General features: G+C 44.9%; 12 protein-coding genes. 3 read left to right on the top strand and 9 right to left on the bottom strand.

Annotation, left to right across the window (positions count from 1 at the left end; all coding sequences use genetic code 11):
* Positions 1 to 59: 59 nt before the first annotated feature.
* The 9 genes from DWX43_RS23915 to iolC form a co-directional block, all read right to left on the bottom strand.
* Positions 60 to 1,457: a SpoIIE family protein phosphatase gene (locus tag DWX43_RS23915; protein WP_109730767.1), complete on the bottom strand. Its 1,398-nt coding sequence runs from the start codon at positions 1,455 to 1,457 to the stop codon at positions 60 to 62.
* Positions 1,458 to 1,616: 159 nt separating this feature from the next.
* The gene (locus DWX43_RS23910) at positions 1,617 to 1,955 is read right to left on the bottom strand and encodes a septum formation initiator family protein (protein ID WP_109730768.1); all 339 of its coding nucleotides are present in this window, start codon (positions 1,953 to 1,955) and stop codon (positions 1,617 to 1,619) included.
* A gap of 99 nt (positions 1,956 to 2,054) precedes the next feature.
* On the bottom strand, positions 2,055 to 2,387 hold the full coding sequence (yabQ, locus tag DWX43_RS23905; protein ID WP_109730769.1) for a spore cortex biosynthesis protein YabQ: 333 nt from the start codon (positions 2,385 to 2,387) through the stop codon (positions 2,055 to 2,057).
* An 8-nt stretch (positions 2,388 to 2,395) separates the two neighbouring features.
* Positions 2,396 to 2,680, bottom strand: coding sequence for a sporulation protein YabP (yabP, locus tag DWX43_RS23900; RefSeq protein WP_109730770.1), 285 nt, complete (start codon positions 2,678 to 2,680; stop codon positions 2,396 to 2,398).
* Positions 2,681 to 2,778: 98 nt separating this feature from the next.
* Positions 2,779 to 3,744: a CPBP family intramembrane glutamic endopeptidase gene (locus DWX43_RS23895; RefSeq protein ID WP_118622365.1), complete on the bottom strand. Its 966-nt coding sequence runs from the start codon at positions 3,742 to 3,744 to the stop codon at positions 2,779 to 2,781.
* Between the two features lie 283 nt (positions 3,745 to 4,027).
* A complete protein-coding gene (locus tag DWX43_RS23890) occupies positions 4,028 to 5,182 on the bottom strand; it encodes an iron-containing alcohol dehydrogenase (RefSeq protein ID WP_118622363.1) in 1,155 nt (384 codons plus the stop codon).
* A 68-nt stretch (positions 5,183 to 5,250) separates the two neighbouring features.
* The gene (locus DWX43_RS23885; protein ID WP_118622361.1) at positions 5,251 to 6,048 is read right to left on the bottom strand and encodes a 5-deoxy-glucuronate isomerase; all 798 of its coding nucleotides are present in this window, start codon (positions 6,046 to 6,048) and stop codon (positions 5,251 to 5,253) included.
* Positions 6,049 to 6,245: 197 nt separating this feature from the next.
* Complete coding sequence (gene iolD, locus DWX43_RS23880; RefSeq protein WP_118622359.1) at positions 6,246 to 8,177, bottom strand: 3D-(3,5/4)-trihydroxycyclohexane-1,2-dione acylhydrolase (decyclizing); 1,932 nt, start codon at positions 8,175 to 8,177, stop codon at positions 6,246 to 6,248.
* 76 nt (positions 8,178 to 8,253) lie between these two features.
* Complete coding sequence (gene iolC, locus DWX43_RS23875; RefSeq protein ID WP_109730775.1) at positions 8,254 to 9,288, bottom strand: 5-dehydro-2-deoxygluconokinase; 1,035 nt, start codon at positions 9,286 to 9,288, stop codon at positions 8,254 to 8,256.
* 476 nt (positions 9,289 to 9,764) lie between these two features.
* On the opposite strand from iolC, the gene DWX43_RS23870 reads away from it, so the two are divergent.
* The 3 genes from DWX43_RS23870 (at position 9,765) to DWX43_RS23860 (ending at position 14,503) form a co-directional block, all read left to right on the top strand.
* Positions 9,765 to 11,552, top strand: a complete 1,788-nt coding sequence (locus tag DWX43_RS23870) for a histidine kinase (RefSeq protein WP_182440808.1) — start codon at positions 9,765 to 9,767, stop codon at positions 11,550 to 11,552.
* Entirely contained in the window at positions 11,549 to 13,105 is a 1,557-nt protein-coding gene (locus tag DWX43_RS23865) for a response regulator (protein ID WP_118622355.1), read from the top strand. The genes DWX43_RS23870 and DWX43_RS23865 overlap by 4 nt, the downstream gene beginning before the upstream one ends.
* Positions 13,106 to 13,228: 123 nt before the next feature.
* A complete protein-coding gene (locus DWX43_RS23860) occupies positions 13,229 to 14,503 on the top strand; it encodes an ATP-binding protein (protein ID WP_118622353.1) in 1,275 nt (424 codons plus the stop codon).
* Positions 14,504 to 14,667: the final 164 nt, after the last annotated feature.

The raw sequence follows: 14,667 nt of genomic DNA, 5'->3' as shown, positions 1-14,667 counted from the left end.
ACAAAAGCCGTAAAGGGGTCTGACCCCTTTGCGGTCCGTTTTCAGAATATTCTTAAAATTCAACATTCCCAGATCCCGACTACCAGCACGGTCATATCATCTAATGGTGGTGTATCGTTCCAGTTCAGTACCTGTTCGAGGATGTGATGCGCCATTTCTTTCGGATTATTCATTACCGTCCCCTGTATTATTGTCTCAAGGACGATATCCTGTTCCCCTACCGGAAGTGCATCCATGATGCCGTCGGTTACCATGATTACAAAGTCCCCGTCCTCAAGCTGGCGTTTTACGGAGTCTATTTCTATCGTGTGCAGGACCCCGATCGGAAGACTTGTTGAACTTAAGTGTTCTACCTTGTCCTTCTTTTTTATAAATGTAGAGGAGGCTCCTGCCTTGATGATCTCGCATATTCCTGAGTACAGGTCGAATACGCTCATGTCAATGGTGGAGAAATGTATCTCTTCCCTCCCCATGACAAGTGTCGTATTAATCATCTGAATCGCAGTCTTCTCCGGGAATCCGGCCTCCAGCAGTTCTTCCAGCAATTCTATAACGAGCGTGCTCTCTTTGCATGCCTTCTCGCCCGACCCCATCCCGTCGGACAGTGCAACGCCCTGCCTGCCGCCCGGAAGTTCCAGCATCATGAAGTTATCCCCGGATATCTGGCTGCATCCCTTCCCGATTCTGGCAACCCCCTGCAGCGTATAATATGAAGGGCCTTCCATGCACACTACCGTCGTATACTCTTTCCCAAGCATCTGGCAGTGCGCCCCGTCCAGTACAAATCTGCGCCCCATGATTTCCGAAACACCGCGCACCAGTTCTTTTGTTGTCACGCACTCATTCTGCATCGCCCTTGCTGTAATGTGGACTTCATATTTTCCTTCCCTGTTCATAAAAAAATTCGTATACAGAATCCGGATTCCTCTTCGCTTCAAGTGAGCGCTGATCTTTTTTTCCAGCCGCTCATCCGTAAACATACTGTCTTCCAGTTCCTTGGCAGTGCTGCGGATCATATCGGCAAATGTATCCATCTGCACGGCGCACCCTTCCCGGCTCTGTGCAATCCTGTTGATCCACATCATATTCTGCCTCGCATCATGAAACGCCTCCAGCATCTCACGCAAAAACCTCGGTGCCATGATACACCGCTGCTGCAGTTTCCTCTTCGTCTCCGTATTGAGCTCATTTCCATAGTTATCCACCGCGGACAAAATCTCGTACCCCATCTGATATGTATGTACAAAATTCTCCCCCCAGCACCACGGGCATTTCTCACAATTTGTGCATACCTTGCCTTTTACCCTTTCAAACATTTCCTCGATCTCTTCATTGCTGAAGGATTTCTTCTTTTCTTCGAGTGCTAAAAATGTATGTGATAACTGCTTTAACGAGTCAGCAAACTTCTCAATCTGGGCCACATAAGGACTGGCGTGCAGAACTTGTCCATCGTCCATGTTTACCCCTCCTATTCTTTGTATATTCCTTTATAGCAACCATACAGCATTCAGCGTGCAATACCTGTCATTTCCTGGCGAATGATATAAAAAAGAACTTTCTATAGAACAACAAAAGCTCCGGGAATTTCTCCCGGAGCTTATCTTTCGTAATATTCTCTATTTTGCCGCCTTAAAAATGATCTCGTCAGGGTCTACAAGTCCCAGCTTCTCCTCGGCAACTTCTTTTATGTATTCGTCAGTCTTGACATATTCTTCGTATTCTTTTACTTCCTTTGCGCGCTCCTTCTGCTCGCTGATCTGAGCCTTCAGTTCCGCCTCCTGCTGCTTGTAGTCCTTGTTCTTCGCCTGCAGTGTCACTGCATTCACCGTCAGCACACATATCAGCAGGACTAACACAAAAGTAATCACTGCAACGCTCCTGCGATGGTAGCCAAAAGCAGAACTACGTCTCCGGCTTCTGCGCCGGCCTGCCGCCGTTCTTTTCCTATTCGTCATTCATACTCACCCAATTCATCATCATTGCAATCCACATTCCAGTCCCGTTATCGTTCCGGAATGATACAGCAGGTCCCCTTTCTGCTATATGAATTTATTCTATCGGTTTTTACCTTTTCTTTCAAGGCTTTTCTTCATTTTTTCATACATTTTTTTCGCCAAAGAAATGACAAAATTCGCAGCAATTATCCCGCACACTACACCTAGTACAAAGAACCATCGTATACTACCATATGTCGTCATATACATCTGCCGGAACAGATATACACTTACCCCCAGCCAATAGATGAGATCTTCCAAATTGACCACAACAATATGGTGTCTGATCAGCCTTCTGAAGAGCCGGAGTATCTGATAGCTGAATAACACCACAATCCCGGACAGTCCGGCATAAAGAAAAATAATTGCCTCTTTTCCGATTCCCAGCATCATAGGCGTGCCTACTTAAATAATTTTGCAAAGAAGTTTTCATTCGACCTCGCCGCCTGGTTGACATTGGAATAGGCAATACTGTCTATATTTCCCGACAAGTCCACCTCACCCTTTTCCACACTGAGCCGGTTTACATGCAGATCCGTCCCTTTCACCATCAGCATTCCCTGCTCCGTTTCCAACAGGATCTCATTTAAATCGAAAGAAAGAACATCCAGGACTCCGGTGACCATACTTGTCTTTCTATTATTCACAACCAGTTTATGCGCTTTGGGCATTTGTCGTTCTTCCATACACTTTCCCCCTTCAACTGTGCTTTTCTATATATATGAGAGGTTGTTTCAAAATATGTACGGAATCTGGACAGTAAAAACAATTCGGCCGGAAACGGCTATTCGCCGCAGGCCGTGTTTTTATAACCACCGGGAAGTTCAGGTTTCTTTTTGAATTCTTTTGTAAAAATCGCCAGTGCAGGCAGAAGGCCAAACAGAACCATCAGGATCACCGTACGCGGGTTCATTTTCCCTCTGGAAACTCCGGCCATACTGTTGTGAATCATATGGATAATAATGCATACCCATATATTATTCGTCCTCAAGTAAGCCCAGCCAATGAAAATTGCCATACTCACTACTGAAGTTATTCGAACAAGGACAACGGCAGCAAGCTGTGATGGTGTATAAGTTCCAAACCATCCGGGATAAAATGGAATATGCCACAATTCCCACAGGACACCCAGAATGATCACACCTTTGCAAAGTCCAAATCTTGTCTGGAGCTTTTCCTGCAAAAACCCCCGCCATCCGTACTCTTCTCCGAGGTAAGCGATACTGCTCAAAAAGATGGCCGGAAATATCGATACTATTGCAAAAAATGTTGCTATAAAACTAAAATTTTCCCAGGATACTGCGATATTTTTAACCAGCTCCAACAGCAGCGCCAGAGCGACCGGCAGCGATGCCATTTTAAAATTCCGGGACGGGCTCAATCTGGGGCATGATATCCATGTATAGAAAAAGACACCCATACTGGCAAGTATTGTCGGCACAAGCATAATATTATCTGCCCCCACATTTTTAAAGAAGCCTGCCATCATCAAGATAAACACGAGTACGTTTATACCAAAATATACGAATATAATATCATTCAAATATCTTGTATTCTTCTTATTCCCGCCCCTGTCATGCATAGCTATAGCCGCCCCCATCGCAGGGAACATCGTTGACAGGTAAATCTGCATGTTTGTGTCCTTCGCTCTATCAAAAAGGAATATAAAACCAACCAGATATGTAAGACCATACGTGATAAAAACATAAATCATCAGCTCCCTTGTATCTCGTTTCCTCTGCGTCTCCATAGTTCTCCCTCACTTTCCCATTTCAGTTTCTCTGAACTCTTTTAAAAATACAAACAAGTTGTTTCGAAACGGAGCTCAAGTTAATTGTATAGTACCCCCCACTTTCAGGTAATACAATATATGTTGCGTGAATGCAGTGATTTCCTGCTTTAATTCCATACTTTCCCAGAAAAAGATAACGAAAAAGGCCGACGGACACATTGAGCATATCACATGTCAAGTGTCCACCAGCCTTTTCCTTTTTGAGAAGTTTATGAAGAAAATGTTGTATCTAAAGTTTGTCTTAGTCCCAGAGGTTTCTGTAAATCTGTTTTACGTCTTCCTCGGTAATGTCTTTCTGTGTGTTCTGCGGACTTCCGCTGTCCATAGCATCTTTCGCCATTTTATCGATTACGCTGAAGAACTTTTCTTTTTCAATTCCGTAACCCTCTAATGAAGGGATCTCCAGTTCTCTGCAGATATTTTCTACAGCGCTTAAGAATTTCTGACTTGCCAGTGTATCTGAACAGGTCTCACCTGCAACGTTGATTGCCCTGCCAAGGTCAGCAAACTTAGCCTCTGCCCCGTCCAGTGCGAATGTCAGGCATTCCTTCAAAAGCATTGCATTAGAGATGCCGTGAGGTACATGGAACAGCGCACCGATCGGGCGGCTCATGCCATGAACGACAGTTACAGATGCGTTGTTAAATGCGATTCCTGCTTCTAAAGCTGCAACAGCCATCTGCTCTCTTGCTTCCACGTTGCTTCCTTCGCTGAATGCGATTGGAAGGAATTTGAAAATCTTCTTTACTGCTGATAATGCAAAGCTGTCTGACAAAGACTGTGCTTTTCTTGAAGTATATGCTTCAATCGCGTGTGTCAGTGCATCCAGACCTGTAGCAGCCGTAATTTTGGGCGGTGCTGTCATTGTAAACTGCGGGTCGATGATTGCCAGTGCAGGCATCAGTACTTTTCCCTTGAGCAGCATTTTGATATCATTTTTTGTATCTGTGATGATCGTAAACTGTGTTGCCTCTGAGCCGGTTCCCGCCGTTGTCGGGATCGCTGCCATGCCGGGGATATTTCCGTCGATAACTTTTCCCATGTAATCAGAAATATTTCCGCCGTTTGCAGCAAGTGCAGCAATCGCCTTCATGGAATCAATCGGGCTTCCCCCGCCTAACGCTACAAGGAAATCACAGCCTTCTTCCTGATATACTTTCAAACCATTTTCGATCATTGTGTCTGTAGGCTCTCCTGCAATATCAGCGTAAATTGCATAATCAATCCCCTGATTCTTCAGGGCTTCTTCTACTTTTGCCGCATTGCCGAGCTGGATCATAACCTGGTCTGTCACAAGCAGAGCTTTTGTTCCTAATCCTTTTAACTGGCTTTCTGCCAGCGTTAATGCGCCTTCTCCCGTAACGATCTGTCCGGGAACGATAAATTCTCTTGCCATCTTTTATATCCTCCTGTACGAATTATTTTTTAATGATATCTGTTCAAATCAGTATTCCGAACAGTTATCTAAAATTCTGCATCATGCAGCCATGTATATCTTTCATCTTCACATCTGTCCGTCTGCAGCCACGGATTGCCTTCGAGGTGGCGGATCATCCAGCATGTGTACATCTGATATCCCGGTGCGACTGCCTGCGGATGCAGTTCTCCTCCCAGGATTGCGGAAAAGCTTCCGTCTGTGCTCTTAAACACCCTGTCTCCTACGAAGCTTGCCCCGAAACCTTCCGGTCTGTCGAACAGGAAGTAATAGGTCTCCGGCTGCGGATGTCTGTGGGGCAGGTAGCCCGACCAGTTTCCTACATCATTGAGCACTTCGCCGAGCACCATGTTGGATGCAGGCTGGATATCATGGTCAAAAATCGTATTGACACGCCTGTTTGCCACGTTGCCGAATTTTCCCTTGCTTGATCCTGCATATGCCCACGGTGCATCCTTTGGCTCATATAATTTTGCCGCAAATGTATTTTCATTCTTTGTACACTGTACAAGAATTTCTGTATCGTCCATATCAGACTGAACACTGACTTCTGTTCCCCTGCTTACATGCAGGCACCAGGGGCCTTCTGTAAAGACATTTTTTCTCCCTGCACGCGCTTCGTGTCCTTCCCAGCGGTATACCAAAGACCCCTTTAGAAGAAGCACGGCCATCTCTTCTGCCGCCTTCACAAAACTGCGTGTTTCTCCTGCTTTCATACGATATACACGGATATCCATCAACATTGCCCTGTATTCATTTTCATAGGTTGTTAAAATCTTTTCACCGGACTCATTATATTCCGGATAACCAAATACTTTTTCTTCCATGACAATACTGCCTCCTTTTAGCATTGCAATATATTCTAGTGTTCCGTCCAGTGAGTAATTATACTTTTGCTGTGCATGGTTCGTGCCAGTGCTAGGCAAAATTCCGACGGCGATGGGGTGCCATCGTCTAGGAATTTTAACGACGCAATGGCGCGAAGCAGGCACGGCAGGAGTATAATTACTTGCCGGATGGAGCACTAGTACGCTCTTGCTTCTCGTCTGCCTTCCATTACACCCTCGCATGCTTCTCTGACACTTTCCTTTTCAGATGTAGTAGCAATTCCTACATTCCACCATGAATTGTATCCGTCTGTCATCGTCTTCGGAATTACCTTCAGGTCGATCAGCACTGCATTATCCTGGTTCTTCGCATCTCTCAGAGCTGCTTCCAGCTCTTCGATGGTCCTGACCGTATAAGATTTCAGTCCATATCCTTCTGCAATCTTAGCGTAGTCTACAGGAATCAGGTCACCGGTTGGCTTATTGCCTTCCTGATAGCGGAACTCTGTTGCAATGCTTCCGATACCGTGGTTCATTTCCAGATTATTAATACATCCGAATCCACAGTTGTCAAATACAAGAATATTGATTTTCTTTCTCTGCTGCATTGCTGTCATAATCTCACTGTGCAGCATCTGGAAAGAAGAATCTCCTACTACCGTATATACTTCATTATCAGGCTCAGCGATTTTTACACCGAGCGCTGCCGCCACTTCATAACCCATGCAGGAATATCCGTACTCTGCATGATATCCGCCTCTCTTGTCAGTGGTCCAGATTCTCTGCATACAGCTAGGAAGACTTCCGCCTGCTGTGATGATCGTCGCATCCTCATCGATCACTCTGCGGATCGCACACAATGCCGCTGTCTGTGTGATGCGTCCGTCTGTCAGTTTTACAAATTCAGGAATCGTACGTGGGTCTCTTGCCTGAATCATTGGTTCGAAATTTTCTTCCTGATATCTGTAATTTGCAAGACGCTCCATCTCCGCATCCCATTTTGCTTTTTCTACTTCGATTTCTCCGTTATAAGATGACTGGTAGCCTTTTGCACGCAGCTTTTCTGCAAGCGCTTCTACAGTTGCTTTTGCATCGCCTACTGCTTTTACGGCATCCATCTTATATGCATGGAATCTGGAATTATTAATCGTAACAAATTTGACATCTTCATTCTTATACTGTCTCTTTGAGCCTGTCGTAAAGTCAGACATCCTGCTTCCGATTGCAATGACAACATCTGCGTCCTCTGCAATATCATTTGCCGCCAGAGTCCCTGTCACCCCGATACCGCCAAGGCAGTATGGGTGGCTTGACCTGCAGGCACTCTTTCCGGCCTGACTCTCGCCAAACGGAATCTTAAATTCTTCACAGAATTTCTCAACCGTCTCGCCTGCCTCTGAGTATTTCACACCGCCGCCTACAACGATCAAAGGCTTCTTCGCTTCTGCGATAATCTCGGCGATATCATTAATCTCTTCCTCAGCCGCTGCCTGTCTTGTAATTCTGTGCACCCTCTTTTTAAAGAAATAATCCGGGTAATCGTAAGACTCACCCTCAACATCCTGGCAAAGCCCAATGCACACTGCCCCTGTCTCTGCCGGGTCCGTCAGGACACGCATTGCATTAATCATTGCTGACATGAGCTGTTCCGGACGAACAATTCTGTCCCAGTACTTGCAGACCGGCTTAAATGCATCATTCGTTGTAACTGCAAGGCTTGAACTCTGCTCTAACTGCTGAAGCACAGGGTCCGGCTGGCGTGATGCAAACGTATCCGCCGGGAACACAAGCAACGGGATATTATTTACTGTCGCCGTAGCACAGGCCGTTACCATATTTGCAGCTCCAGGTCCTACAGACGAAGCACAGGGAATAATTCTTCTCCTGTTATTCTGCTTCGCAAATGCTGTAGCCACATGGCACATCCCCTGCTCATTTCTCCCCTGGTATACATTCAGCTGTCCCGGATTCGTATCCAGCGCCTCCCCAAGACCTACCGCAATACCATGTCCGAATATCGTAAAGAATCCCTCTACAAACTTCGTCTCCACTCCGTCAAACTCTACATACTGATTATCTAAAAACTTCACCAGTGCCTGTGCAACTGTCATTCTTGTTGTACTTGCCATTATCCTAATCTCCTTTCATTTTCAAAGGGGTCAGACCCTTTTGCGCTCCGTTTTCTGAATATTCTCAAAATTCTATCTACACACGTGCGATCATTTCGCCGAATTTTTCTTTTTCTTCTTTGATGAATGCGTGTACTGCATCCGGTCCCGGAAGGGAATCGGAACAGTTGTTACTGCGTACCATCATGGATGCTTCTGCTGATCCGAATTCCAGACAGTCGATGACTTCCCAGCCCTGGTACAATCCATATAAGAAGCCTGAGCCGTATCCGTCGCCGCCGCCAAAACCTTTCCTTGCTTCTACAGGGAATGGCTTGATGCTGTACTTTTCTCCGTCACAGGTATATGCGGTGGAGCCCTTCATTCCATGCTTGATTACTACGATCTTTGCATTGTATGACTGCCATGCTGCAGCGGATTCCTCGTCACTGCGTCCCGGCTGGATCAGTGCTTCTGTCAGGTCGAATTCTTCTCTTGATCCCATGATGATGTCAGACTCTTTTGCTACGATGGAATAGTAGATTGAAATCTCGTCAGCATTTTTCCAGTTATATTCCCTGTAATCAATATCAAAGATAATCTTTGTATCATTTTTCTTAGCCAGCATTACCGCTTTAATCGCTGCTTCTCTGGACGGGCTTTCTGCCAGTGCCGTTCCTGAGATCAGGATGGCCTTTGCACTCTTTATGTAATCTTCGTCGATATCATCTACAGAAAGCTGAAGGTCTGCTATGCAGTTGCGGTACATCAGAATGCTGCTTTCCTTTGGTGAAAGCATTTCGGTAAATGTAAGCCCAAGCTTTTCGCCGTTTACACATCTTGTAATATGTGAGGTATCGATCCCCGCTTTGTCAAAATACTCTGTAACAAAATCGCCGAACTGGTCGTCAGAAACTTTTCCGATAAATCCGGCTTTCATACCGTGTCTTGTAACACCCACAGCAATATTCGCAGGAGAACCGCCCACGTACTTTTCAAACATATGTACATCCTTCAGCGGTTTGAATTCTTCTTTCACCTGTTCGTTATATGCAGGGTTAAAATCAATTGCAACTCTTCCCAGAAGAATCAGGTCTAACGGTCTTGTTTCATCAAATGTTACATACTTCATAACTTTCACCTCATCATAATTTTCTTGAATCGTCAAAGCGGATATTCGTTGTCCTCTTTGCTAAATGTTTCCGTGCAGCTTGCCGTGTGTCTGTAATGCATATGCTCCGTCTCAATGCGTGCTTTATTTTCTTTTCTTTGTGCTTTTATAATATCACGCACGCACTATGCGTGCAAGCACTTTTGTTGTTTTTCCTGCTTTTCTACATATTTACCAAAATTCACCGTCGTATTTTTAGCAATTTCACCATTCTTTCAACACACATATTAGGTGTGTGCTTTTGTGTGCTTTATTTTTCTTTGTAATATCATGCACATTTTATGAGTGCATTATTCTTTTCTGCACACTTTGTACGCAAAATGTACTATAATATAATTAAAAGATGTCAGGATTTCGGGAGCACGAAATGCGGCGAAATCCACAGGCATCAAGGAGCAGGAAACCTTTTGAATTTCCCGGACAGGAGCTTTCAGAATATGTTTAAAAAATTAGATTTTCAGAAAAAAATATTTATCAGCTTTTCACTCATCATTTTGCTTATACTGTTCTCCAGCGCATATATTTTTGTGAACTACAATACATCCCTGCTCAAAGAAAATGTGGAGACTTCCAGCATGGATTCCCTGATTTCCATACAGAACCAACTGGATGACGACCTCATGGGAATGGACCAGATGCTCAAAGCTGCTCATGCTTCGTCTGATTTTAAGGACCTTGCATTCTCCATACCGGAATCCCCGCTAAATTATTTTTCCCAGCATGCCTTTGAGACCGATACGGCACACTCCATCCTCGTCTCTTACCTGACAACCCGGGACAAGTATTCAACTTTCGTATATGTAAGCCAGTATTATGACGCCTTACGCATCAGTAATTCCAGCTACCGGACAAACATTCTGTCAAAGGAAAGTATTTCTGCGCTCCCCCAGGTAAAAGAGGGTCTTACCACTTCTCAATACCAGCTGTATTACCCGCCCCACATAGATGCCTGGTCTACACAGGATTATGTGTATTCCGTAGTCCGTCCAATCCGGGATACCTTCCATACATATGGGATTCTGGAGTATCAGAAAAGTGTTTCCGACTTAGATAAGCTGGTGGAAAATGCCGCAATTACGGATATCCGCCAATTTTCTATTATCGGTGAAAATACTTATACCTATTACCAGTATGATTCCTCCTCGGATTATTACACCTCCGTACCGGGCCTGATGCAGAAAATCACTTCCAGCGATAAGGGAATGTATTACCTGGATGACACCACCCTGCTGTGTTTCGTCCGCTCCCCGCTGACAGGCTGGATACTCGCTATTGAGTGTGACATTGACCCCCTTTTATCTAATATCAGACAGTTTGCATTCATCATATTTATCTCATATTTTATGGCCCTTTGCCTGCTCCTTTTGTTTTTATATATCATGACACGCAACCTGACACGGCCGCTGCGTGCACTGAAAGACGATCTTTCTGCACTGGAAATGGATCAGGATATTCAGCTTCCCAAGTCATCCGGAAATGACGAAGTGACAATCCTTACCGTGGCCATTGAAGAAACACTAAATAAACTCAGACTGCAGAACAGCCAGTTGATCAACACGCGGAAGCGGGCGCTGCAGGCACATTTTGAGGCGATGGAAGCCCAGCTCAATCCCCATTTCCTTTACAATACCCTGTCCGTAATCGGAGCCTGCGGCATGGAGACCGGCAGCCGCACCGTACCTAAAATGTGCACCGAACTTTCTAATTTACTGCGCTATTCCATCAGTTATACACACAAAAATGTTTTCCTGAAAAATGAACTCGAAAACGTCAAAAGTTATCTGTTTATTATGAAAATCCGATACGAACACATGCTGGATTACTCCTGGGATATTGATGAGTCAGTCCTGGATATCCAGGTACCCAAGCTGATCCTGCAGCCTATTATCGAGAACTGCTTCCAGCATGGATTCGCTGACACCCCTCCGGTATGGCGTATCCATATCAGACTCGGGCAGAAGGACGGAAACTGGTATGCCGCGGTTACCAACAACGGGACACCGTTTGCAGAAACAAAAATAAAGCAGTTAAAGGAACGTCTGCAGTACTTTAAAGAACATGTAGAAGAATCCTCCGACACCGAGTTCAGCAAAGAAAAGATGGGATTCGGCCTCGAGAATACAGTGCTCCGCCTGTATATTTACTATCAGGGCAGAGAAACATTCCAGATTTATGAAACAGAAGGAAAAGAAACGACAGTTGAAATTGGAGGTCCATTAAAATGAGTCACAAGATCCAGATCATGCTTGTAGAAGACGAGCCTGCTATTTTGAGAGGCCTGTCCGCCAATATTACGCAGTGCTCGAAAGATTATGAAATTATCGGAACCGCTTACAACGGAATCGACGCCCTCGAGGCAATCCGCACGCAAAAACCGGATATCGTAATTACGGATATCCGCATGCCTATGATGGACGGCCTTGACCTGATCGAAGCCGCCCGGGAATTCTGCCCGGACACTTATTTTGTCATTCTGACCGGTTATGCAGAATTCGAATATGCCAAACGCGCCATGAAACTCCAGGTCGTCGACTATCTGCTGAAGCCCGTAGATCCGGATGCTCTGGAAGAACTGCTCGGCAGGCTCGAAGAGAAGCTCCTGCAAAATTCAGAAAAGGATATCCGCAATTACCTTACACAGAATCTTTCCCGCGACTCGGAACATACAGTTGACTATAACCCTCTGGAAGGCAGTACCCTTTACTTTCTCTTTGTATTTTACGGCACCGTTGCCAGCGGCATGTATATCGAGCTTGCAACCGGAAGCCTGATTGCGCGGGACAGTGACTACAGCTTTCTGGATGGCATATCCGAATCCTGCAGGATGCGCATCATGGCTCTTAGGGGAAACTATCTGAACGAAACTGTTTTTGCCATACTGACAGACTCCGATTCCCCGGTATCTGCAAAAGAAGTAGAGGAAGCTGCACGCAGAATACATAAACAGCTTTTTTCGGAAGAGGTATTCGTCAGCTGTATTCTCTCAAATCCCATATATGAAGGACTGGATATCCCATCCCATGTGCGCAGCTGTTACCTCTGCGCTGCATCGCATATTATATTTGGCCAGAGCCGTTTCTTCTGCCAAAATGAAAAGGCACCGGTTGAATCCGTATATATAGAAAATATGACGGTTACGGAGGAGACAAAGGAACTTCTCAAAATGCTGAAACCTGCCATGACGCCGGCTGACATTGAAACGCTCTGCCAGGGGCTCACCGGCATCTGGTCAGAAAAGGATGCCACCCAGCTTCAGATCCAGACTGACCTGCGGTATGCACTCAATACAGCCGCAAGAAAATCTGATTCCGGACATGAAATAAGCACGGACCCGGCCGAACTGCTCGCGTCCTCATCCTCCTACGAAGAACTCTGCCAGAACCTCAAACTAGAGTTCACCAAGCTCTGTACAGGACACAGCAAGGCAGCAGATAAGGTGCCGCACACGCAGGCCCTTGCATGGAAGGTCCGCGATTATCTGGATCAGAATTATACCTGTACAGTCACATATAAAAATTTTACAGAAATATTCGGATACAACGAGAAATATATCAGTTATATCTTCAAAGAGGAATTTTCTATTTCCCCGAGCAAATACATCCTGAAACTAAGAATGACTGCTGCCAAAAACCTGATGCGTCAGCATCCTGATATGCTCCTTAAAGATGTGGCGGAAGCGGTTGGATACGATGACCAGCTGTATTTCAGCAGGGTGTTTAAAAATAGTGAGGGAATGTCGCCGAAAGCTTATCAGAAACTGGAGGGAGAGAAAAAATAGACGTTTGTTTGCGAAAATCGGGCTTGCAGAAGCCGCGGAGGATGCACTTGTTTTTGCATAATCTTTCAAAGTTCTTCATATACTAAAGTTATGCCGCATGCGGCAAAAGTTAGAGGTGATGTTATGATTAAACGAGATTATTATCTAAACCGCCTAATTCACAATATGTGGAATGGCGAAATAAAGGTGATTACCGGTATCCGCCGCTGTGGAAAATCCGTTCTTCTGTTTGACTTGTTCTATGAGTATCTGCTTTCCCAAGATATAAAGGAAGAACAAATTATTCGTCTGGAGCTTGACCAGAGAAAGTATTATAAGTACCGCAACCCGATTACTCTTTGTGACTATGTAGACTCCATCGTAAACAGCAAAAAGAAACAAAAATTCTATTTGTTTGTAGATGAAGTTCAGTTCACAATCAAAGTCAAAGATGAAGAAAATGGCGGCATTGAGGTAACCATTTACGATATGCTCAACGAACTGAAAGCCTACAAAAACCTGGATGTCTATGTAACAGGCAGTAACTCTAAAATGCTTTCCAAAGATATTGCCACAGAGTTTCGTGGCAGAGCAACACAAATTCACGTATATCCGTTGTCCTTTGACGAGTTCTATTCTCATATTGGCGGCGAAAAACGTAATGCACTGGAACAGTATATGCTTTATGGCGGTATGCCGCGCATTGTCGCCCTTACGGATGAGAAAGAAAAGAAAACTTATCTCTCCAACTTATATGAAGAACTCTATGTGAAAGACATCGTAGAGCGTAATAAACTTGAGAGGGAAGATATTCTCAACGCGATTTTGGACTTTATTGCCTCACAGATTGGCTCTCTTACCAACCCAACCAATATCGCCAATGCCTTGACCTCCATGCGTCATGAGCCGATCAACAATACGCTTGTTTCCGCTTATCTTACACATACTATGGACTCTTTCCTGATTGAACGCGCCAAGAGATACGATGTGAAGGGCAAGACTTATTTCAACTATCCGAACAAGTATTATTACACCGACCTGGGGCTGCGTAATGCTCGTTTGAATTTCAGGCAGTACGATCCCGGTCGCATTATGGAGAACGTCATTTACAACGAGCTTGTAAAGCGTGGCTATTCTGTAGATGTTGGTGTAGTAACAGAGCGAAAGAAAGACAAGCGCATCCAGCGTGAAATCGACTTCGTTGTGAATGATGGCGACCGGCGCATTTATATCCAGTCTGCATATCAGATGGACACGGAGCTGAAGGAGAACACAGAGCTTCAGTCCCTGAAACTCACAGGTGATTTCTTCAAGAAAGCCGTTATTCGCATGGATATACCTCATAACTTTTATGACGATAACGGATTTTTTCATTGCAATCTGATTGACTTCCTGCTTGGTGATGCAGAACTGTTCTAACCTGTAAAGCCCGCCATAACCAGCGGGCTTTATAATAAATTATCCGGCAGTCACTTTTATTCCCCGCTCCCTGTCTTAATTTCTGGTATTTAATTTCGTCAAATTTCCTAATTGCTCTTTCCATTATCCCATGCTATACTCTCATCAGAAACTTCGAAAGGTAT

Origin of the sequence: Clostridium sp. AF19-22AC (assembly GCF_003479085.1) — a bacterium.
GTDB lineage: Bacteria > Bacillota > Clostridia > Lachnospirales > Lachnospiraceae > Faecalicatena_A > Faecalicatena_A orotica.
Note: the sequence above shows the minus strand (reverse complement) of the source record. Positions and strands in the feature narration are given on the sequence as shown.